The organism is Dehalogenimonas etheniformans (assembly GCF_014672715.2).
Taxonomy (GTDB): Bacteria; Chloroflexota; Dehalococcoidia; order Dehalococcoidales; family Dehalococcoidaceae; genus Dehalogenimonas; species Dehalogenimonas etheniformans.
In genome coordinates this window covers 1174781-1197399 of record NZ_CP058566.2, presented here as the reverse complement: position 1 = coordinate 1197399, position 22619 = coordinate 1174781, and the positions used below count along the sequence as shown (strand labels likewise).

Below are 22619 nucleotides of genomic sequence, written 5' to 3'. Positions count from 1 at the left end.
GAATGGTGATGATTTAAACCCCGGGTGTCAGCACTTACCAGGCTAGCCAGGATGAAGGCTATGTCAGGCGGAAATCCGGTTGACGTGGTGCATGTTCGATTAACGGATGGTGAGCAGGTTTAACAAACTGACGGATTGTTTTCATGACAATTTAAGATAACGTTGATTATTAACCCACGATATGGAGCAGGAAAACAATTGGACCTACGACTTGTAACCTATTCCGGTATTGCTATGGCTTTTGATGTTCCTCGTCTCAATTCATCTGGCAAAAATGCATCAATTTCATTTTCAGAGAATGTCATTTCTTCCAATTGTTTTAACGATTCTTGAGCTTTTTGGTATGCTCGATAGGTGGTGCTGGGTGAACCTGCATAAACTTGATGGAGCTCAAAAGCTAAGGTGTCACGTTCTTGCTGGAGGGACGTCATGGTTTTTTCCCCTATGGCCAAATCGGTCAATAAAGATAAATATTTTTCCCTGATAAGCCAAAGTTCATTTCCGGCAGCTTTGTGTTTCCCCGCTAATTCGCCGAGGTCATGATCTTTAACATATGTGTTAAGGGCGAGAAGAACGACAGCTACAGTTGCACCGATCGAAGCCCCGATGGTCCCACTTCCGAAAATGATCGTTATAAATCCAACGGCAGTAATTGCAGATAAGATGATTTGCCACTTTTTAATCGTTGAAAGCTGGGATAAGAGAATATCACCGCATTTCTCATGAGTTTTATGGGAATACACTACCCGGCCAAAGCAGTTTCTAATTTGGCCTTCCAAAATTCGTTGAGCTTCTAATTTGCTGTCAGCTGGGGAATTCTGTTCCAAAAATCTCTCTCCATTTTTGTTTTGCGGACCATTCTCTCTTTGGTGTGGCCATTTCATGTTCAATTGCTTCCAGAGCGATATCATGGCATTTTGAAGCTTTCTTTATGAACGGCCCTTTTGCAAAAACATATTGATTACTCCCCGGGGCTCTCCAGAGCATCTGATCGGGACTTTGTTCTGAAACCCATTTGAAAAAGTCTCGGCACATGAAATCATAGTAATAAAAAGATTTGTCGCGATTAGACCAATTCCCAATAAACTGATGTGCAAAAGTGTCGATCAATAAGCCTCCTATTGGGACGTCCCACTGGGACTTCCAGGAGCGCATCATCCTACAAAGCCGATAAAGGTTCTCGTTACAATTCGAGTTTCTTTCCCTGATTGCTTGAATTTCGGCTCTGGGGTTTGTTGTTCTCCACTTTCCTCCGTCATTTGAATCAGGGAAAATATAACTTCCATCATCGTTTGTGAATACTGGAACGATTTCAAATGTAATTCCGTCAGCAAAATCTATTGCCACAACTTGACCATCGCCGCCCACCCGAGAGTTAGGGTATGTTTTTAGTAAAGATGACCTGACAGCTTGTAATAGAGCTGATTGACCATTACTAATATAAGCATTGTACTTTTCGAAAACATTAGCAGGTAATTCGAATACCATATCAATGTCACTGACACCATTTATTGCGGTATTTCTTCCGTAGGACCCCACGTACAAACTGTGGGAAATCTCGGAATAAATACTCCAGAAATCTAAATTTAAACGTTGTGTTATCATTTTATACCGGGTCGATATTGTCGGCCCGTTTTGAACACAGATATTAGAACAATAAGTCGAAAACCATTCGGCTAATCCCATTTCAGCTCCAAATTTAAATCTGCTTTCAATATACGCGCTCGACGGCTAATTGGAAAATTGCTTCAGGATTTGACATATTATACAACACCATATAATGGCATTGACACCAATACAATCCTGACTTTTGTAACATTGACTGATATCTAGGAGATAATTACGTAAAAGAATTCAAATGGAAAGCAGCGGATTAATTAAGTAAAAAGTGTAATCATTCGATTTTTGGTTTGCCAAGCACTATCTCTTGAATCCATTTGCCATTCATGTATTCGCCAGCCACTCTGAAGAAAATTTCTCCGGAATGAGCGAACTTCTTCACATAGCGTTCAATAGTCATCTGGGAGCAGTCACAATATGCTGCACCAGCGTTCTTGGCGTCTTCTAAAGGTATAGTCCCACCTCTCTCTTTGAGTACTCCAATCAACCATTTACGAAATTTGATTTCCTTCGTCGTCACACCCGCTCCGATTTATAATACGAATTACCTCGTGTCCAGTAACCATCTAACAAATTGTGTCCCCGGGACTGTAGTACTTTCAGAAATAGCTCACAATTTTGATTTGGACTTTGTCGCACGCGAGTATCTTTGACTCCGCTTCTCAAAAGCTATATTTCCACCATCCAATTCCAATAATTGCCCAACAACATCGGCATCCTCAAGGGATCCAAAACACTTAAGTTTTGATTTTTTCCCATTCGCTCCGATTTTCTGCTCAACGCAAAGTACCAACTCGCTATCTGCTAGCACTGGTATGTTGGGAACATGTGTCACGAATATGAGTTGCCTCTCTGACTTGACCTTACGTATTTGTTCAACAAGTTCATGAGTTATCAATCCAGGACCTAATTCGTCTTCGGGTTGATCAATGATTAAAGGCAACCCCTTCGGCACCATGGCTACGGATATTAATGCAAGAGTCTGCTCTCCTCCAGACAGACCCGAATCTACTGGTGTATAGTCTGTGTCGCCTTCCCGTTGATAACTTATCACAAATCTATCATCAAGTGGACATTCTTGTAACTCCAGGACATCGGAATCTGTCATGCAAAACAGGACGCTCTCCGTGTTCGGCGTCACTCCGGAGCACTTATCCGTAATTCCTTTACTAACGTGTCCTTTCACTATATCAGCTAGTTCATTTGGGGATGCACCGTCAGTTACAAGAGCCAATTGGTCTTCTTTATGCGATATGCGCACTGCCACGCTCGTAAACCGATCCACGATATCAGTTAGTTTGTCCTTATAGAGCGTTTTATCCACATCGATCATCAACTCAGCTTTTATATTCGATGCCGAGCCTCTTGAAATCATCTGGACTACTTCTTGTCGCTTCTTTTTTATATCGCTCCATTTTTCGCCGTATCTTTGCAGAAGTTCTTTTCGCATGCGAATTAGCTCTGCAATTTCTTTTTCCACTCCCTCTAATTCCCTATTTTGATCGAGCAACCCTGCAAGTGTTTTCCTCTTTTCCGTAATGTGGTCGATTAGCGAATCGCCTATTGCTCGCGCATCCCCAGGTATTGCTGAATTGAGAATCTTTTCATCTAGTTCATCGGATCGAGATTTCCTAGATTTTTCTAGCACTGAAAGATTTTCAATACCTTCACTGATTGCATGACTTCCGTTCAAAATACTTTCGTCAAGTTTTTTAATTGTCGTTTTGAAGATGTTTGACGCCTGCGTAGAATAATCTGCTGGTGGTGCAGATTCAGGCTTGAATTCGATATCCCTAGTCTCTTTTCCTCCCGGCTCTATCCCTATTTTATTATCTTGAGTTTGCGGAACCAAGTTGGCTGAATTCCATTTGGGCTTGAAACGCAGTAACTCCTTTGTGTGATTTTCAATCTTCAATTCTTGTTCAGCCCAAAGTTTTTTTTCGATTACCGATGGCGATGTGCTTAACGATTCAAGATCTTCTATTTCGGTCCGCAACTGATCAATCCCTGATGTTGCCTCATTCAACTCTTCTTTTCTTTTCAATTTGTTTACGATGCTTTCGCGATTATCTTTAAGTTCTCCCCGAATGGTTTTAATACCACCCAATTCAAACAATTCAACTTCATCCTTTAATAATTTGATTCCGTTCAGGGAATCAACGATATGCATCTGCTGGTCAGCATTTTCCTTTATCTTTGTCACCTCGCCTTGGGGATAGACTTCGATTGGGAACACCTGGTGGATGTTCTTACTACTTTCGCGCTTGAATTCCGATCCATTCCATAACAAATAGACATCAGGGGCGCCTGTGATCTGCGGCACCCCCTTTGGTCCCTTCCCAACTTTGGTCGAGGTGAGAATCCTTGTAACTGCGTAGGTCTTTTCCTCGGCGGAGAGATATAAGGTCACATCTCCGCCATCTCCAACAAACGCCTTCATCCTATCCGTGAACTTGGCTAATTTATCCGGGTCGCTAGGAATTACATTCAATGCAAACCTAATGCAATCTAATAACGCTGATTTCCCAGCGTAATTACGCCCAATTATGCTGTTTTGATTTGGGCTTAATGCTACCTTCAATCCGTCCAGCATCCCCCCATTGATGGAAATTCCAATAATTTTTGGATATGGGTAAGGAAGCGGACTGGGTTCCACAAAAAAGAAGCCTTCTCTAAATTCTAACCTGCCTGTTTTGTCTTCGATTTCATGAATCTCATGACTGACACGTAATTCTGGCTCATAAACCAATTGCCGAACCCCTTCTAGGCCGGGTCTGGTCATCTTTATCCACGTCACCTTCTCTTCAAAGTCTTCTAGGCGGTGGGAGTCTGATGTGTTCAGAAATCCAAAAGAGTTGGTAATAATCTTCGTATCCATATTCTTGAACAATAAGCGCACTGCCCCATCAGCTTCGCGCACCTTCTTTATTGTTCCAGATGGTGCTGCTAAAATCCGAATAAGCTGGTCATTTAATACTTGATTACGTGATCTAAAATCCTTAAATCCCCAAAGACCATCCGCGTTATCAACATGCGGTCCGACAACGATCCCTCCCAACGAATCTATCTCCTTGAATACTTCTTGGATGGTATGCGGCGACTTGGCACCCGGGAACCTACCAACCTTATCTTCCTTTTCCCCTTTGCCGGACATTCCAAGCCGAGTCAACATCAACTCAATCTTCTCTAAATCAGAAGACTCATCAAAAATTCCAACGATATGTGGACCTTCATATGTCGTTATTTCGACCCCAGGCAGGATATGAATCTTACTTTTGCCCGATTTGCGAGCTGCTGTTGCAAGTTCAATCAGGGGTCCGCACCAAGAAACACAATTGTGATCCGTAATTGCAACTAAATCCAGTGAAGTCTTGTTTAACGACTCGAAGTATTCTGCGATGCTTATATTACTAGCCTGCCTAGTCTGTCCTTCGACTGCATCCCAATCCCATGATGTTGCCGGGGTGTGAAGATGTAAATTAGTTTTCATGAATCTAGCCCAACCGGGGTTATTCAAGAATATATTTAGGTCCGATACTGAGGCAGGCATTTTTCCCTCCCAATCGTTCGATTTCGTAGATATATTCTTTTTGAACTTATTAGAAAATATTCCCCTTATATCCAACTCGTCAAATCTTCACATACCTAAGGCACCAATGATTTAATGAGCATTCATTCTCATATGGTACACATGGATAAAGAGAGGTATCCTTTTTGCGCAAAAGTCAGATTAGTTCATACCTTAAACCGCGATATCTTTTTTATCACAGGGAATCCATTTTGGCGGGAGAGGCAGTTCTTCACCATAGAATATCCAGTAATATTCATCAAGGAATTTGACCAAAGACTTGCCAATTCCCTTGGCAGTGTACCCCAAATGATCAGATAGATATGTTTCTGGATTGCCTGAAAATCCTTTCCTTCGATAGTCCTCTGTAATGGTGGCGGCGTCTACGTGGATTTGCTTAAGCCATGCACTGACTCCGTCAAAGCCTTGCTCTCTGATCTGTGGGAATCGATCGATGACATCCAACCCCATAATGGGTAACAATTGATCATTTAATACATGTGCTATTTTCGATACTCCGGTTAACCAAAGCCCATTTACTTGAGACAGTTCACGATAGATTGTTTGGATACAGTCGATTGTCCTTGGATCGAATGGATCTACATCGACAATTGAAAAATCTTGAATGGCCCTTATTTCCGGCTGTACTTTATCTATCTTTTTTAGAATCTGCTCAGCGAGACGACAAGCTACCAATAAATCGAAATTTATTATATTTACGTGATCCAAAATGAGCTTTTGTTCAAGTTCTTCCGGAAGAATCTCGTGAGGCGCAGTTCGGAGGCGATGAACGAATGATTTATCTGACATCAGCTTAAGGTAGCGCTTGTCACCATTGGACTTATAATAATTTAATAGCGCTGCCCAGGAGAGATCCGTAAAACTCACCATTCAATTACTCCAGTCGACTAGTTCAATTAATGCTATTTATTAACCCGTTCACATCAACCCGATTTAGTTCGGACGGAAGATTGACTCTACGTTGTATGAGGTTAATGAATTTTATTGCCAAGATGGCTTGCCAAGGCATTCCAATTCTAGCCAGAGCTTTCGGAGACGCTTTCACCAAATTGTTTAACGATCCGAATCGTCTTTCACAAATTCGCGCTAAAGCCTGACCGTCATTGATATTAGTGTGAAGACCAAAAAAGATCTCGAGAATCTCGATATCGGAAAAATCGTTGAGATCAACGCCGATTAACGTTGAGATGTCGAATTGTTGGACTGAATCGTCATTGTTCGGTTCAATCATATCTTTTTATTTCTGTTATTTGTGAGGGACCTCGGTCGTTAACCGCGGCCCCTCACCTTTAGTTTTCATGGCATGGTCGGGAAAGGGCCTGCAGCAACAGCCGTAGCTGTGGCTAGGGATGCGATCAGGCTAATCGCCAAAATGACTAATGTCCGAATCGACAGCTTCTTCAAAGATATCACCACCTTTTTCTCTTTTATTCCAATCATATCGGCCTTCTCTGACCAATCTCTTACAAAACAAAAAAGGAAGGCCAATTGGCCTTCCTTTATCCAGATGCACCTTAACTCTATTAGTTTAACGTTTTAGTAATTCCAGGAACCTAGAAGAGGGTTCGGAACCGATCTCACGGAGTATCTTAGAATGATACCTCTGGTAAACTCTCAGTGCTGAAAGACGATCACCTAGGGCGATGTGGCACTCAACTAGATCGCAGTATAAATCATCTTGAAATTCATCAACACGTGTTGCTTTTTCGATAATAGGTATAGCCTTGAGAAATTGTTTTTGCTTCCTGTAATAGCAAGCCAATATCGAAAGAGTTCTAAGATACTTCTCCTCCAACTCTCGACGAACTGTCTCGATCCATTCACTTTGTAGTCCTTCCAGGAACGCCCCGCGGTAGACGTTAATTGCCTGTCCGAGACGTTCATAAAATATGGAATCTTCCTCATCAGGCAATTTGGGTTCCATCAGTTGAATAAAATCCGACACGTCGAAATAGATTCTAAGGTCTTTGTTGATGAGATAGTGCCCGTCGTTCATAACTATGATACTGGGTGAGGTGGCTCGGCGTGCCCTATAAAGAGAAGTGTGAAAATTACTCAAGGCTTTTGAGGGTGATTGATCGGGCCAAAGGGCAGCCATTATCTGTTCGGCGGTCTGATTCGGATGGCAAAATAGATAAATAAACAACTCCTTGGCTCTTTGGCTGCGCCACTCAGCATCTCCCACAGACTTCGAAAATATACGAACGCTGCTGGTGCCCAGTGCAGCTACTTCAATTTCAAAAGGTAGAGGTATTTCAACACCGGCAATTGTTTTCCGCTTTTCTATCTTCCTCGTCTTGATGCGTTCCTGGATCTTGCCGAAAAAGTTTCCCCCGATCTGTTTTGAGGCGGCTAATTGAATCACCAGAGGAAAATCTTGGCCATCGTTTACCAGATATTCGTGGTATCCAATTTTCTTGGCCAGCTGATAGGTTTTATTTAACCAGGTGATCGTTTTATCAAATTCCTTGATGCTGAAATTGCTACAGGCCAAGAAAAAATAGCAGCGAGCCAAAGCCTCTTGATCTCCAAGGGATTCCAGCTTCTCAGAAGTCCTCGTTAAAAGATCAAGTCCTTTCTCATGATCGCCTTCTAAGAATTGTGAAGCGCCCAAAGACACCCTGAAGATTTCGATCTCCATCACTTGGTTCTGTTCCTGTGCCTGGGTAATGGCTTCATTCAGTATTCCGACTGACCGGGAATATTTCTTAGCCCTTCGGTATGTATCCCCTAATTCGGCTTTCGCCCAGGAGACAAAACTCTTTTCCATCGCTTGGCGGGACACGCCTAAAGCCAGAGTGAGTGTTTCGGTTGATTGTTCCAATTCACCGAGATCGCGCTGGACCACACCTAAAGCAATGAGAATGCTTGCCTCGAGACGGGTTGCGTGTGCGCTTCTTGCATAGTCGAGAGATGTTTGAAGAATGTCGGAGGCTCGTGCTAGTTGACCAAGTCTTTGAAAGATATACGCGAGATTGTTCATAGTTGAAGCTAAAGCGCCAAGATTGCTGGTTTTTGCCCAAGCTTCGCGCGCATATTCCAGGTGAATAGCAGCTTTGGTGATATTGCCCAGTCGCATGTATGCTGCACCAAGAGAATTTTGAATGCGGGCGATAAGATCAAGATCAAAAGTATCCGTCGAAAGATCCAATGCCAGTTTTAATTGATGGATTGCATCCTCGAGATTACCGGTATCAATGAGGCAATTCCCCAATCTAAAGTGAGCAGAGGCTTTTAAATCGTTATGCCCTTCACTTTTATCTAAAAGCGATATTGCTTTTGTTGAATCGGAAATGGCGTTTTCAAGGTTGCCCGATAAACGGTGTGCCGCACTTCGCCAGATATAGGCACTGATGAGAAATGCGAATGAACCTGGGGCATTTACGGTATTTTCAATGAAACTCGTCAATATTCTGCCAGCTTGATGTACTTCTCCGGTATGAATCAAGCTTTGAGCGAAGATAATGGATAGTTCAAAGTCATCCTTCAGTACATCATTCGGAAATTTTGAATTCCAAAGCAATAAGGACGAATAATCCCCACAATTTAATAGATATTTGGAGACACTCTTAATTAGCCCAGCGGTTTCAGTGAATCTGCTGGATTCCAGACATTCATCGATTCTCTTGTTGATGGAGTTATCCATTTGAGATTCCAAGTGAAAATCAGGGTCATTATAATTTCTCAACCCTAGAGTCACAACTTAATACGAAAAACAACGATGTCATGACGGAATTCCGCTGGACATCATACAAAAGCTTGTATTGTCACTTAGAATCTTATTTCTGGTTCAAACAAACACCTTTAATGTCCAAATAAGACACTCTGCCGGATGTAAACTTTTCGCTTTCAGTAATCACTAATTCTTTCTTAAAAATAGGACCGTCTACCACAAATGTGTGATAGTAAATTCTGGCCTTCTCATCGGGCAGGTGTTCATATCTGTCTTTGAATTGGTCAAGCATTTCACGTGTTAAGACCTTTCCCAACATCGATGGCCCCATGTCTGAATCGGCGACGATGATCATAGGCTTGAAACCGAGGTCGAGGGTGCTCCTGATCATCTGTTCACGATCCTGGTCCCACAGAGGCCGGTAGGGTTTCATTCCAACCGGACGGCAGAAATCCTCAACTCTGTCCCAATGCATCTGGGCAAATTTGTTGCCTCTACTGACATCACCGAAAACGCCGCCAGTGATTCCTTTTGTTTTCAACTGGCACAACATTTCAGAATACTTGACGTCATATTCGTTCAAGCGGACGTCATGTGAGATATCTTTGGGAATTTCGATCCATTGCTCGAAAAGGGGGATCCCTATCGCTGCAGCTTGGCTACGCAGCACTTCAGCGGTGACAAAATGCGGAAACAAGCGCCCTGTATCCGCAGTAAGCATTGAAGCCAGGTAGCAGACGTCCAAACCGGATTGCATGGCGCGATAGCAAGCCATGCTTGAATCTTTGCCGCCACTCCAGGACACGAAAACCTTTTCCCTTTTTGCTATGTTCATAATCCTCTCATCGGCACTAATTGTCTCCAGCTTGAGCCTCTGCCAGTTTCTTGGTGCGGATGTCCTCGACCTTGATATCGGGTGAACTTGAGTTCTTGTTGAACATCACCGGCAGGGTGTTTTTGATAAGTTCCTTGACTGCCCCAAAGAACTGCGGGGGATTCTTCACTAAAGAGAGAAAGAAATCTTTGTTATAACGCCACATGAAGCGAACCCGACGAGGACCATAGGTTCGGGCGTACTCGGCGAAAGCCTCGGTCACTACCTCCGTCGGCACCTGTGATAAATTGCCCTTGGTGGCCATGTTGAACGAAAAATGCGGCCAATCAGCCAGCGACGATGGTTCCTTGATCAAGCCCTGTTCAATGCAGTAATAATAAATAGGCGTCCCGGGATAAGGCACAAAGCGCATATAAAAATACGGCGTGTCGCCCATGGTATGAAGCAAGTCTTTGGTCGCTTTGAAATCCTCGAGTGTTTCGGTCGGCACCGCCTCCATGATGTAGATGCGCGGCAGAATATGGTGTTTGACCAAGTTCCAGAAGCTTCTGAGCATCTCGTCCTGGTTGATGTCCTTCTTCATGAACTCAAGCAGCCTCTTTGATCCGGTTTCGACGCCGATTCCAACCGAGACACAGCCAGCCTTGGCCATGAGGTCGACATCTGTTTCGGACAGATCGGCCCTTGCCTCGCAATCCCATTTGAGCTTGATTTTCTTTTTGATGACCAGTTCGCAGAAGCGGTGAAGGCGTTTCCTGTTGAAAGTGAAGTTGTCTTCAAAGAAGCGGATGAATTTCACTCCATAAGTCTTTTGTAGATGCTGCACCTGGGAGATGATTCGCTCGGCGGAGAAATCGCCACGGTAACCGGAGTGGAAGGCAGAGTTATAGCAGAAGGTACAGCGGAAGGGACAGCCCCGAGAGGTGTTTAAAGATACTTGCCAGTACTTAGGCACATCGATAAGGTGCCATGCAGGGTCGGGCAGTTCATCGAGGTTTTTGAGCTCGCATGCCCGCTCATTGATCCTGATCCGGCCATCGTCACGGTAGAACAGTCCGGCTATCTCAGCCAGTTTGGGGCTACCCTTCTCAAGGTAATCGATGAGTTCAAGAATTGGCATCTCCCCGGCGCCGACGATGATGTAATCGATGAAGTCCTCCGCCATGGTCTGCTCGGGGGTGCAGGAGGGATGGACATTGCCCCAGACGATCTTGGCTTTGGGATACAGGGTCTTGAATTCTTTGGATTGGATGATAGCTTGGGTGATGTCCGGGCCGGTGAGTACGGAATAACCGATAAGCTCCGGGTTGAAGTCGGCAAAGTCGACAGGCTTTCTGCGGTCGACGACATTGTCATAGACCTTGACCTGGTGGCCAGCCCGTTCCAGAACCGCCGCGAGGAACAGAATCCCGTTGGGGAAAACGGCGTAGGTCTTGAAGCGGGGATTGACTTCGGAACCGGGGTTAACGAGTAATATTCTCATGATTATGTCCTAGAACAATCTGATTGGCGGTGTGCCCACCCGGGGCATTTCGCCTGAAAGGTAATTGACTGTTTTAAGGTGTCGCTTGGCCAGAGTTGCCGCCGATTCGACTTCTACCCCCGTCGGCGCCCTAAACGCCTGGCCGGACAGTTGGATGAAACCGGTGATCCGTAGCGGTATCTTATTGTCGATCAAGGCGATAAACCGCGCCACCTTTTCGATTTCATCCGCATCGATAACTCCGGGTATCAGCGTGATTTCCGCCTGTAGTTTCTTGCCGGAATTGTACACGCGGCGGAAGTTGGCCATTGATTTACGGTTATCCCCGCCGGTGTAGTTTTTGTACGACTCAGGCGTCACCGCCTTCAGGCTGAAGATAACCTCATCGATATTTGAAAGATCAGGTAGCGTGACGCCGTTTGTAAAAAGAATATTGTAGGTTTTATGCTTCGATTTCATTTCTCTGGCAAGGACCGGCATCCCCGGATCAAGCGAGGGCTCGACTCCGATGAAGATCGCCCGGTCGATGTCAAGGCCGTTCGTCATCGACAATGCTTCTTCGAGTGACAGCAGTCTCTCCGGTGCTTTCTCCGGGGGATTGGTCGAGACCCGTATCTGCCAGTCGGGCAATAGAGAGAAATCCAGCTTTTCAACCTTGCAGTAACAGCCGAGGCATTTCAGGTTGCATTCGGTCCAATGGTGAAAGATGATCGATTTAAACGTAGGTTCATAAACGATGTGATAAATGCAAAGAACCGAGAGCTTTCCGATTGGAGAAGTATTATTGTAAAAATCCATGTCGGTCTTGACCTATTTTTTGGGGGGGGAACCTTTCAATGAGCCTTGATGCCCAATAACAGGCTGCTAAAATTATCATAATGATAACGGCAAGAACTAAATCACAAACATTCATGACGATACTCGTATCTCTGATGCACTAATCTAATACCTTCTTCTCCTGTACAAAGAGGCTGCTCAGATCGGCTTTGATCCCTATACACAGTGATTCCCTTCAAGCTCTGTTGATAAGCAAGGGCGAAAACCTTAGCGATATCGTCTCGGCTCGCTTCACGAGGGAAGTTAACAGTTTTACTTACGGCATTATCAGTATATTTCTGGAAAGCGGCTTGAATCTTCACATGCCACTCCGGGGACACCCCGTGGGCGGTAACAAAGATTTTTTTTACGCTATCAGGTACTCCTTCAATCTGATCAAGCCGATTTTTCGACACCAGGCGTTCTAGAAGTGCGAAGCTAAAGAAACCTTGTTCACGCGCTACTCTCTCGAAAAACGGATTGACTTCCAACAACTTTTCTCCGTCCAACATGTTTCTAACAAAAACAGTGCCAAACAACGGTTCGATCCCACTCGAGACACCAGCGATGAGCGAAATGGAACCTGTTGGAGCTATTGATGTGACTGATGCATTTCTCATTGTGATGCCTTCAAATTCATAGACACTGCCTTGATAAGCAGGAAACGGGCCACGATCCAGCGCTAACTTATGAGATGTTTCATGGGCAATATCTTGTACAAAACTCATGATTGCTTCGGCAATGCCGAGTGCTTTATCCGAGTTATAAGGGACCCCCAAACGGATGAGCATATCCGCAAATCCCATGACACCAAGTCCAATTTTTCGTGTTCGGCGACTAATTAATTCGCTTTGGAGTATTGGGTAATGATTGAGGTCAATGGCGGTATCTAAAAAACGGACCGATAAAGGGATTGTCTGTGATAGGTGTTGCCAATCGATTGAAAAGGTGCCATCTAATTCTTTTTTCAGCATGTTCACGAGATTAATGGAGCCAAGAATACAAGATTCAAAAGGCAAAAGTGCCTCTTCACCGCAGCCCGACATATACTCTATTTTACCGAGATGTGGAATTGGATTGTTCTTGTTAACGGTGTCGATGAAGGTTAAGCCCGGATCACCGGTTCGCCAAGCTTGATCGACGATCAAATCGAAAATGTCGCAAGCGCTAACTGTCGCTGTTGTCTGACCATTCCTCGGATTAACTAAAGGGAGTTCGCTGCCACTTGTCACCCTATCCATGAAATTGTCTTTGATAGAAACGGTTGTGTATAAATTCGTAAGACGCCCAGGATCGCGCTTGGCACCGATAAACTCGACAATATCGGGGTGATCAAGGTTCAGCAATGCTGTATTGCACCCTCTTCTAACCCCACCTTGTTTTATATAGTCTGCCGTCACCGAAAGTAGGTTTAGTAACCCTATGGGACCTCCGGCAACACGATCCCTCCCTCCTACCTTGTCCTGCGCTGGTCGAATACTAGAAAGATTGAATCCGGTTGAGCCACCACTTTTATGGATCAACATAGTCTGTTTAAGGGCATCTCCAATCCCATTAACGCTGTCATCGATTGGCAAAACATAACAAGAAGCCAGCTGCCCATTTTCAGTTCCTGCGTTTAGCAAAGTTGGGGAATTCGGTAAAAAATCGAGTGAAGCCAAAAGATTGTAGTACGAGTCATGGTTAACGACGTGCGAATTCCTTGAAATCTGGCCCTCTTCGGCTGAAGAAAATATATTGGCGATTCTTCGAAACATATCGTCAGGAGTCTCGTTGGTCTCCCCGAGTACATCGGTGCGCAAATATCGTTTCTCTAATAATCTATTGTTAACGTAAAGAGATTTTTGGGGTTCTTCGAGGATTATCATTTTAGTCTATTTACTCGATCCTGCTTGCGCTTAGTTTAGGAAAATTTGTGCAGTAGAAAAACGGAGGAAGTTAAAAAAATCTAACATCTACAATTTGATACCATACAAGGATTCTTCCTCGATCTGGTTTTCAGCAGACGTAAAAACATTCTGCCTATTACCTAACGGAGCGAGTGCTCCAGGTAAATCCCGATTCATCCGAATAAGCCACGGTAGGTTTCCCAGATTCTGAACCGACCGTTCTCAAACCTCGGTTTTCACCCGGAGCACTCGTAAAAACAAAACTTTCGCTTCGAAGGGTTAGAATCGTCGAAGATTACCTGGTCGATCTTCATTCCACCATGCATCAAGATCGGGTTTCATTCCATATCCGAAGACATCGTCCATATTGCGGAAGAAACCGTTAAACAAAGAGGTCTGGGATATTGTACCCTTAACGATTTCGTGAATCATTGCATTTTCTTCGGTTTTTGAATAAACGCAGCTTCCTTGACAGATCCCGCAGCCAATTTCGTCCCCTTGATACCAATATTTTAAACAACTTGAAAAATTGTTTTTGAATCCCCTAATGCCAGAATTGTTCCACTTACCTGTCACGCAATCCCACGAAGGTTCTGAGTCTTTGTTAATTGAATTTGACGGGCAGGAGTCAGCACATTTCTTGCAGGTCCTACAAAACCGGAAGATGCCAGCATCTATGGGTTTTGTTGGTTCCAAAGGCAAATCAGTGAAGATATTCGTTGTTTGTCGTACTGTTGCTCCATATTCCGGCGATATCAAAAAGCTTGCCCTAGATGATTCTCCTAGTCCACTGCATATGCCGAATGCAACAGGTATGGAGGTTGATGTACTTCCTCCCACCCCTTGATAACCAAGACCCTTCAAAAATTGCTGCGTAAACCCTTCCATAATGGCAAGATCTGAATATCCTTTCCCAAAACTAGCAGTTCCGATAGGGGCAACCGTTCGCTTCGAAAGCTCATTCGATTGTAGAACTGTGTAATTAATAATCCATTTGCATTTATTAGGAATTACATATTTATCATTCGAATGATAAGCCTTCTCAACGTCTTCAAATACGACTGGTCTGGAAAGACTCCTATCCGGCGCTAGGCTATAGGAATATATGAGCTTTTTCATATTGTCATCGAGAGGTAAGAAAGATACTTGGTAAGCACCAAAATGCTTTAAAGCAGCTCGGAGAGTTCTGCTGTTTTCTACTGGTGTAGACTCCCATTTCGGCAAAGTTGCCCAACGTTTCTCAGATTCGAACTCCCTGAAAAACATGGCGTTCATTGTTGGACCGGTGAAAGAATCATAAGTTAGAGGACCTGCTGCATATAGCCAACTTGCTTGACTCAAAGATCGGTCCCGCATCCGATATCCCGGTTTATTAGCCCGCGTCGCTTCATCCCATCTTGCCATTTGTTCGGAGGTCAACTTGGCTGCTTCGTCAGGTTCAATTGCCTTGCCATCCCTAGTATCAAATCGCTTAAGCTCTTCCCAGTTAACTTCCAACGTGGGTGCATCAATTTGTTTAACATACCAAGGACGGTTCCAAGATGCAGTGGTGCTACTCGAGACTTCATCAAGATCATGGAATGCTGGAACAGCTAGACTTGCCGCTCCCAATCCAACTCCGGTTAAGCCAAGACCTTTCATAAAGTCTCTCCGGGAAACCGTTGAATGAAACTCCGACATGTTCATCTCCTCAATAAATTTTGATTTACAAACCTAGCGTCTATTACCGAGTCCTAGTCTCTCCTGGAAGTCATGTCATGCCTCTTACCTCGCTTGTTTACAATCGGTGGTTAACCCATGACCGGTTATTGTCGTAATCTGTTGTAATAGTTACCCTCTGATTTGGGGCGATTAAAGGAAAAGGGAGTCTTAGCGTTTGCGCAGAATAGTTATCCTTTAGGATATTCATATAAGAATGGCGTATAGGATAACAGATCCTTACGTGGTATGCAATTGTCCAAAAGTATTAGTCCTTTGAAATTCACAAGACTTGGTGGTGCTTTGGACTTCCTGATGGATTAGTTGTGTACAAATAGTATAAGAGTGGGATACGTTTTTTCTCTAAATCGGCTGGACACCGTACAAAACGATCTTTGAATACGCCTAAAGCAAATAATCGTATCATCAAATAGTTTAAGCGATTTCCTGACCCATGGACTGCCTCTTATGATACTTAACCGTTACAATGTAGCATGCTTTCGACAGCCAAGAGGCTTCAGTCCCAACTGGCCTCTTGGCTGATATATCGATTCCTCTAGGTCTTCACTTCATCCATGTATTACCTATTGTACCCGCCACTTCTGGCGAAACCTGTTGTATCAAATCCATAAGATGGCAAAGACATATCCCACCACTCTTCTGGCTCTTTTATTCCATAACCGAAGGTCTTACCCATTTGATAAAAAAAGCCGTTGAAAAGAGGGGTTGTTGATGTGGTCATTTTAACCAACTTGTGAATTGAAGATGCTGTATTAACGTTGAAGGTACAAGTGGCTCTACAATTGAAACAAACGCCATATGGAGTCACTTCCCAATAAGTTAGACACTTAGCCAAGTCTGTGTAGAACATCTTCTTGCCGGGGGTGTTGTTTATGTTCGGTTTGCCATACGGAGTCGGTAAGTCCCATGAAGGCTCAGTATCGTGAGATATTGCCTGAGTCGGGCATTCGTTGGCGCATTTGTAACAAGTATGGCAGAAGCGAAAGATACCGGCATCTATTGGATTAGTCGGTGCCACTTCCAAGTCGGTGAGCAGGCTGAAGTAACCTGCGATAGAACCCATTTCCGGACTGATAGTAGAATCGCTGTGACGACCTTGTTCAGTCAATCCGCTCAGTATGGCGCTTGCTCCAGCGGGCATTAACCCTGACAAATCTCGGGCATAGCCATAGCATTGATAACCCAATCCTCTCAGGAACTCCTGCATGCAACCCTGGATAACTTGCATTTGACGGTAACGGGCACCCGCACCAGCACGTTGGATTTTTGTGCCATTACCCGCACGCCACATTTCTCTAGACATCCCAATCATGACGCTGATGTCCCAAAGTGGTTTGTTGGGCAGATGTACAACCTTGCCGTCGTCATATCCCGGGTCAATATCCTCCATGTTTATTTTCCATGCCTCCTCGAGCGGCGGCGGCCAAGTACTATTATCTATATATTTTGGATTTGCCCAGGCTATTCCCATAGTATGAGTCCAAATAAGTTTCCTCGCATCGCTACCACCTGGACCAAGTTCGGTAAAACCGACCTGCTGAGCACCAAAGAAGATGGCGGCTCGGCGTAACATTCGCGCGGCTTCCTCAGGAGTCCCCTGCCACTTGGGTAACCCCATTTGCTCCGGTGTCGGGGCGGACTGTGGACCGACTAAGGAAAAAGATGCCATGAGGGACTTGGGAGCGAAAACATTCCACGCGGAAGCATTGGCAAGAGATAAATCTTTCAGATAGAAGCCAGGTTCTTTACCTCTCGGCTGAATATCTTTATCAGCTGCAATGGCGGCTACGCGCCTATACTCATCTGCTCCACCCCAGTAATAAGCCAAGACATAAGGAAAGAATAAAGTCAACCGTTGGTCGCCGCGCTCTATACGGCTCCAGTCAAAGTCGATAGTTGGGTTGTCAATTTCTCTTTGTTTCACCCACCACGGACGTTCCCATTCAGCTGCCTCGGATGATATTAACTCGTCCAAGTCATGAAACACTGGCGAAAAGAGGGTAGAGCTGCCCATGCCGGCAGAGGCCATCCCGAGCCTCTTCATGAAGTCACGTCGCGACATTGTGCTATGAAACTTAGACATTCGATTCTCCTAATCAATTATTTTCTGGATCTATGGTCTTTTCTCGAATACTCTCAAGCCGTGTTCATCCCATAACCGCCCAACCTGGGCTCGATAGTGTGCTCGCCACCTCGGAAAAATATTCGGAATGGGAAATTCATACCCCCGTTTTTGATCCCATTTTATTTGTTGTACCCTCCACTACTAGCGAAAACCGTTGTGTCAAAACCATAGGAGGGCAAGGACATGTCCCACCATTCTTCTGGCTCCTTTATTCCATAACCGAAGGTCTTGCCCATTTTATAGAAAAAGCTGTTGAAAAGTGGAGTGGTTGAAGTGGTCATTTTGACCACCTTGTGGATTGAAGATGCTGTATTAACATTAAAGGTGCAAGAAGGCCTACAATTCATGCAACTGCCATAAGGGGTCACTTCCATAAAAGTTCGACATTTAGCCAAGTCCGTATAAAACATTTTCTTGCCCGGTGTGTTGTTTATGTTGGGCTTACCATACGGTGTCGGTAAGTCCCAAGTGGGTTGAGTGTCATGAGATATTGCTTGAGTTGGACATTCATCAGCACACTTGTAACACGTATGACAGAAGCGGAAGATGCCGGCGTCTATAGGGTGGTTTGGCGCAAGAGGCAGATCTGTTAGCAAGCTGAAGTACCCGGCGATAGAACCCATTTCAGGACTTATGGTGGAATCACTGTGGCGGGCTTGTTCAGTTAAACCGCTCAGTATGGCGCTAGCCCCGGCAGGCATCAAACCACCTAAATCTCGAGCATAACCGTAACCGTTATAACCAAGCCCCCTTAGGAACTCTTGCATACAGCCCTGGATAACCTGCATTTGACGATAGCGAGCACCCGCGGCGGCATTTTGGATTTTAGTTCCTTGACCCGCACGCCACATTTCTCTAGACATCCCGATCATAAAACTGATATCCCACAGGGACTTATTGGGCAAATGAACAACCTTTTCATCCTCGTATCCCGGATCAACATCCTCCATATTGACTTTTTTTGCTTCCTCCGGGGGCGGCGGCCATACACCTGAATCTATATATTTGGTTGAAAAATAGTTCGTACCCATTAAGTAAGTCCAGATGAGTTTCCGTGCGTTGCTACCTCCTGCCCCAAGCTCGGTAAACCCAACCTGCTGGGCACCGTAGAAAATGGCGGCTCGACGCAACATGCGAGCAGCTTCCTCGGGAGTCCCCTGCCACTTAGGTAATCCCATTTGCTCTGGAGTCGGAGCAGTCTTTGGGCCAGTAAAGTAATAATTCGTGACATGGCTGGGAAAATAAGCAGGATTCATGATATTCCAGTTCCCACTGCCAAGAGCACTGTCTTTCAGGTAGAAGCCAGGTTGTGTGCCCAATGCTTGCGCGGCCTTAGTGGCGGCGATAGCAGCAACCCGCTTATATTCATTTACCCCACCCCAGTAATAAGCCAAGACATAAGGTTGGAAACACGTGGATCGCATGTCGCCACGCTCGATTTGGCTCCAATCAAACTCCAATGTGGGATTGTCAATTTCTCTTTGTTTCACCCACCATGGGCGATTCCATTCAGCGTCCTCGGATGATATCAGTTCGTCCAGGTCATGGAACACCGGTGTGATAAAGGCAGCGCTACCCAGGCCGGTACCGGCCATCCCGAGCCCTTTCATGAATTCGCGGCGCGATACAGTACTATGAAACGAAGACATTTATTTTTCCTTTCTATTTATTACTGTGCGTTCTAATTCACGTTGTCATCCGGTCTCTCCCGGATGCCATTTGACATTCATTCTCCCTTCAAAATGTTTTTAGGCCTCCGCTTGGTGACAGAGCACTAGCCCGGGAAATTTTTCAGCCCATGGTGAAATAAGCTGCTCCAAGTTTGCGCCCTAGACATGGCGTGAATGCCATTTCCTCATGGATTCGAAGGTAAATGCTTTCCTCATAACTACACAACATGGTTGGCGTTCCCAGATCTTGAAAGAGACAAAACTTCGGGATTAACTACTCTCTGCCGTTGCTCTTTGACTATGGTCCGGTGATAGTTGTGTACTTGCGCTTGGTACTTCCAAAGTCCCTGCAACTCTTTCAGGAACTTCAAGGGATTCTTGAAGATGATCCAGAAGTAGGACCGGTCGTGTCTCAATGTGAAGCGGAAGCGCTGCACGGCATAAGTGGTCGACCATTTCTGCACGGCCGCCTCGATCACTTCCTCCGGCACCTGGCTTAAGTGACCTCCCTTATGACCGTAGAATTTGACGTAACCTGGCCAGTCTTCAAGCTTTTCCGGCGCTTTAATCAAGTTATGCTCTACACAATAGTCATACATCGCTGAGCCGGGGAACGGTACGTAGCGGTGAAACATGTAGTAAGGCCGGTCCAAGTCTTCTTCAAGGAACCGTTGGGTCTCATTGAAGTCTTCAATTGTCTCGGTCGGCATGCCGCAGAGGATGTATACCGAAGTCCTGATCTTGTGATTGATGAAGTCCCAGAAGGTAGCCGCCATTTGCTCGGCGGTGACATCTTTTTTAATGAACTCCAACATTCTGGGGCTGCCGCTTTCGATACCTAGCCCGATGTCGACACAACCACTTTTTGCCATCAAGGCGATATCGGCTTCGGACAGGTCAGCTCGGGCATCGCAACTCCATTTGATCTTGCGTTTGCGGGCGATCAGCAGATTGCAGACTTCACGAAGCCGCTTGCGGTTGAAGGTAAAATTGTCTTCATTGAAGCGGATATATTTGATATCGTATGTGTTTTGCAGATGATCGATCTGCCTGATGATGTGCTGAGCCGACACCCAGCCGGTGTAACCCTGATTGTAGGACTTGTTGTAGCAAAAAGTGCACTGGTTGACGCAGCCGCGGGAGGTGTTGAGGCCAGGCGTCGAGTATTTTTTAACATCGATCAAATGCCAGGCTGGATCCGGCAACGACTCCAAGTCCTTGATGAACGGACGATGTTCATTGATGACGAGTTTTACGTCGTCCTTGTAACCCAAGCCTTTGATATCAGAATAGTTAGTGTTCCCCTTTTCAAGATGCTCTACCAGTTCCAGCACGGTGAACTCGCCGGCGCCGATAACCACAAAGTCAATGTATTCGGCAGCCAGTGTCTGTTCCGGTAAAACGCTGGCATGGACGTCGCCCCAGACGATCTTGGCCTCAGGCAAGAGTTGTTTGAACTCCTTGGATAGGGAGATCGATCCCTCCATGTTCGGACCAGCCAATACCGAAAAGCCAATAAGCGAAGGATTGAAATCGACGAAATCTTCTGTCTTTCGGAAATCGATGAAGCCGTCCCAGATCTTCACCTCGTGGCCGTGCTGTTCCAGGACGGCAGCAATGGACAGTAATCCGTAATCGAAGGTGGTGTAGGCATTGGAGTTGTAATATTGTATGTAGTCTAGAGCCGGGGCATTGATTAGAAGTATTTTCATGTTTCTTTCTCCCATCGATTATCGTGCCTGGGCCTTGGCGCAGGAAGGGGTGACTGGTTTATTTTCCGGTGTCGAGAGCTTCTTTTTAACGATCTTGTAGAAACCGTTGACCTGAATGTGGAACTTGGCTAACTCCCAGAGTTCTCGGAAGAATTTGCCCGGGTCGGTGACTGCCGTCCAGAAATAAGCAGGATTGTGCTTTAAAGTGAAGCGGAACCGCTGCACAGCGTAGGTTGCGCGCCAGTGCGCCGCCGCCTCGGACATCATCTCTTCGGGTACCTCCGAGATATTGACCTGATTTGAGAAGCGCATCAGATACTCAGGCCAGCCCTCAAGACGTTCCGGCAACTTCACCAGATTGTGCTTGACGCAATAGTCGAAAAGGACGCTGCCCGGGAAAGGTACAAAACGGTTATACATGTAGTACGGATCATCCAACCGGCCTAACATTTCGTGGGTCGCTTTGAAATCTTCAATGGTTTCGGTTGGAAAGCCGTATATGATATAAACTGAGGTGCGGATCTTGGCTTTCACCAAGTTCCAGAAGGTGTTTTCCATCTCTGGAACGGTGATGTCCTTGTGAATGAAATCCAGCATCCTCTGGCTGCCGGACTCGGCCTCTAGGAGAACTGAGGTGCAGCCAGACTTAGCCATTAGTTTGACTGTTTCTTCGTCGATACCTCCCGAAACTGGGGCATTCCAGGTCAGTTTCCACTTCTTGGCAATGACTAGCTGGCAGAATTCTCTAAGCCTCTTGCGGTTGATGACGAAACGCTCGCCGGAAAAGTAGATATGGTGGATCCCGAAATCCTTATGCAGTTTCTCCATTTGAGAAACGATACGAGCCGCCGACAGGTCACACATCTGGCCGCCCCAGAAGGTAGTATCGGAGCAGAAAGTGCATTTGTAGGGGCAACCCCGTGAGGTATTCAGAGTCACATCCGAATACCGATTGACATTGATCAGATGCCAGGCAGGATCCGGCAGGCCGTCCATATCAGACATGAAAGTCCGGACCTCGTTGATGATTGCTTTACCGGAGCAATCTTTCCATGCTAAACCTTTAATCGATGACAATTGCGGACTACCTTTTTCCAGATAGTCTGCCAGTTCGGCAATAGTAAACTCTCCTGCCCCTATTACGGCGTAATCGACGCAAGACTCGGCAAGGACCTGATCAGGATAGGCGCTGGCATGGCGGAAGCCCCACACTGTTTTCACATCGGGCAAGAGCTTTTTAAATTCAGCTGATTGAGACAGGGCGTCTGCGATATTTGGGCCTGTCGCAACGGAGAATCCGACAAGCTCAGGAGTGAATTCAATGAAGTCAGCAGGACGTTTCTTTTCTAAGTTGCAGTCAATGAATTTGACCTTATGTCCGAGGCTTTCCAGCATGCCGCCAATAGATAGCATCTCGTCGGGAAACTTGGTGTATCTCGGCATGTTGCCATAGGAACGGGAGGGGACGACAAGGAGTATCTTCATTTT

At 45.5% G+C, this 22619-nt stretch carries 16 protein-coding genes; all 16 read right to left on the bottom strand.

The genetic code is table 11. The annotated features are described in order from the left end of the window. Positions 1–218: 218 nt before the first annotated feature. Complete coding sequence (locus HX448_RS06000) at positions 219–827, bottom strand: SLATT domain-containing protein (protein WP_102330156.1); 609 nt, start codon at positions 825–827, stop codon at positions 219–221. Next, the gene (locus tag HX448_RS05995) at positions 805–1686 is read right to left on the bottom strand and encodes an SMODS domain-containing nucleotidyltransferase (RefSeq protein ID WP_102330157.1); all 882 of its coding nucleotides are present in this window, start codon (positions 1684–1686) and stop codon (positions 805–807) included. Before HX448_RS05995 ends, HX448_RS06000 begins: the two co-directional genes overlap by 23 nt. 208 nt (positions 1687–1894) lie before the next feature. Beyond that, entirely contained in the window at positions 1895–2140 is a 246-nt protein-coding gene (locus HX448_RS05990) for a hypothetical protein (protein WP_102330158.1), read from the bottom strand. 90 nt (positions 2141–2230) lie between these two features. Next, positions 2231–5170 (bottom strand): TrlF family AAA-like ATPase, encoded by a 2940-nt coding sequence (locus tag HX448_RS05985; protein WP_190259846.1) that lies wholly within the window; start codon positions 5168–5170, stop codon positions 2231–2233. 192 nt (positions 5171–5362) lie between these two features. After that, positions 5363–6079, bottom strand: a complete 717-nt coding sequence (locus tag HX448_RS05980) for a hypothetical protein (RefSeq protein ID WP_102330160.1) — start codon at positions 6077–6079, stop codon at positions 5363–5365. 426 nt (positions 6080–6505) lie between these two features. Then, positions 6506–6697: a hypothetical protein gene (locus tag HX448_RS05975; protein WP_102330162.1), complete on the bottom strand. Its 192-nt coding sequence runs from the start codon at positions 6695–6697 to the stop codon at positions 6506–6508. Between the two features lie 40 nt (positions 6698–6737). After that, complete coding sequence (locus tag HX448_RS05970) at positions 6738–8855, bottom strand: AfsR/SARP family transcriptional regulator (RefSeq protein WP_102330163.1); 2118 nt, start codon at positions 8853–8855, stop codon at positions 6738–6740. A 133-nt stretch (positions 8856–8988) separates the two neighbouring features. After that, complete coding sequence (locus HX448_RS05965; RefSeq protein WP_102330164.1) at positions 8989–9717, bottom strand: Dph6-related ATP pyrophosphatase; 729 nt, start codon at positions 9715–9717, stop codon at positions 8989–8991. 16 nt (positions 9718–9733) lie between these two features. Then, on the bottom strand, positions 9734–11200 hold the full coding sequence (locus tag HX448_RS05960) for a B12-binding domain-containing radical SAM protein (RefSeq protein ID WP_102330165.1): 1467 nt from the start codon (positions 11198–11200) through the stop codon (positions 9734–9736). 9 nt (positions 11201–11209) lie between these two features. After that, positions 11210–11998 (bottom strand): radical SAM protein, encoded by a 789-nt coding sequence (locus HX448_RS05955; RefSeq protein ID WP_102330166.1) that lies wholly within the window; start codon positions 11996–11998, stop codon positions 11210–11212. 101 nt (positions 11999–12099) lie between these two features. Then, on the bottom strand, positions 12100–13884 hold the full coding sequence (locus tag HX448_RS05950; protein WP_102330167.1) for an adenosylcobalamin-dependent ribonucleoside-diphosphate reductase: 1785 nt from the start codon (positions 13882–13884) through the stop codon (positions 12100–12102). Between the two features lie 300 nt (positions 13885–14184). Then, on the bottom strand, positions 14185–15585 hold the full coding sequence (locus HX448_RS05945) for a reductive dehalogenase (protein ID WP_226846671.1): 1401 nt from the start codon (positions 15583–15585) through the stop codon (positions 14185–14187). 598 nt (positions 15586–16183) lie between these two features. Continuing rightward, positions 16184–17707, bottom strand: coding sequence for a reductive dehalogenase (locus HX448_RS05940; protein ID WP_102330169.1), 1524 nt, complete (start codon positions 17705–17707; stop codon positions 16184–16186). Positions 17708–17868: 161 nt separating this feature from the next. After that, positions 17869–19398 (bottom strand): reductive dehalogenase, encoded by a 1530-nt coding sequence (locus tag HX448_RS05935; RefSeq protein WP_102330170.1) that lies wholly within the window; start codon positions 19396–19398, stop codon positions 17869–17871. A gap of 239 nt (positions 19399–19637) precedes the next feature. Then, a complete protein-coding gene (locus tag HX448_RS05930; protein WP_162485849.1) occupies positions 19638–21131 on the bottom strand; it encodes a B12-binding domain-containing radical SAM protein in 1494 nt (497 codons plus the stop codon). An 18-nt stretch (positions 21132–21149) separates the two neighbouring features. After that, positions 21150–22616 (bottom strand): B12-binding domain-containing radical SAM protein, encoded by a 1467-nt coding sequence (locus HX448_RS05925; RefSeq protein ID WP_102330172.1) that lies wholly within the window; start codon positions 22614–22616, stop codon positions 21150–21152. Positions 22617–22619 lie beyond the last annotated feature (3 nt).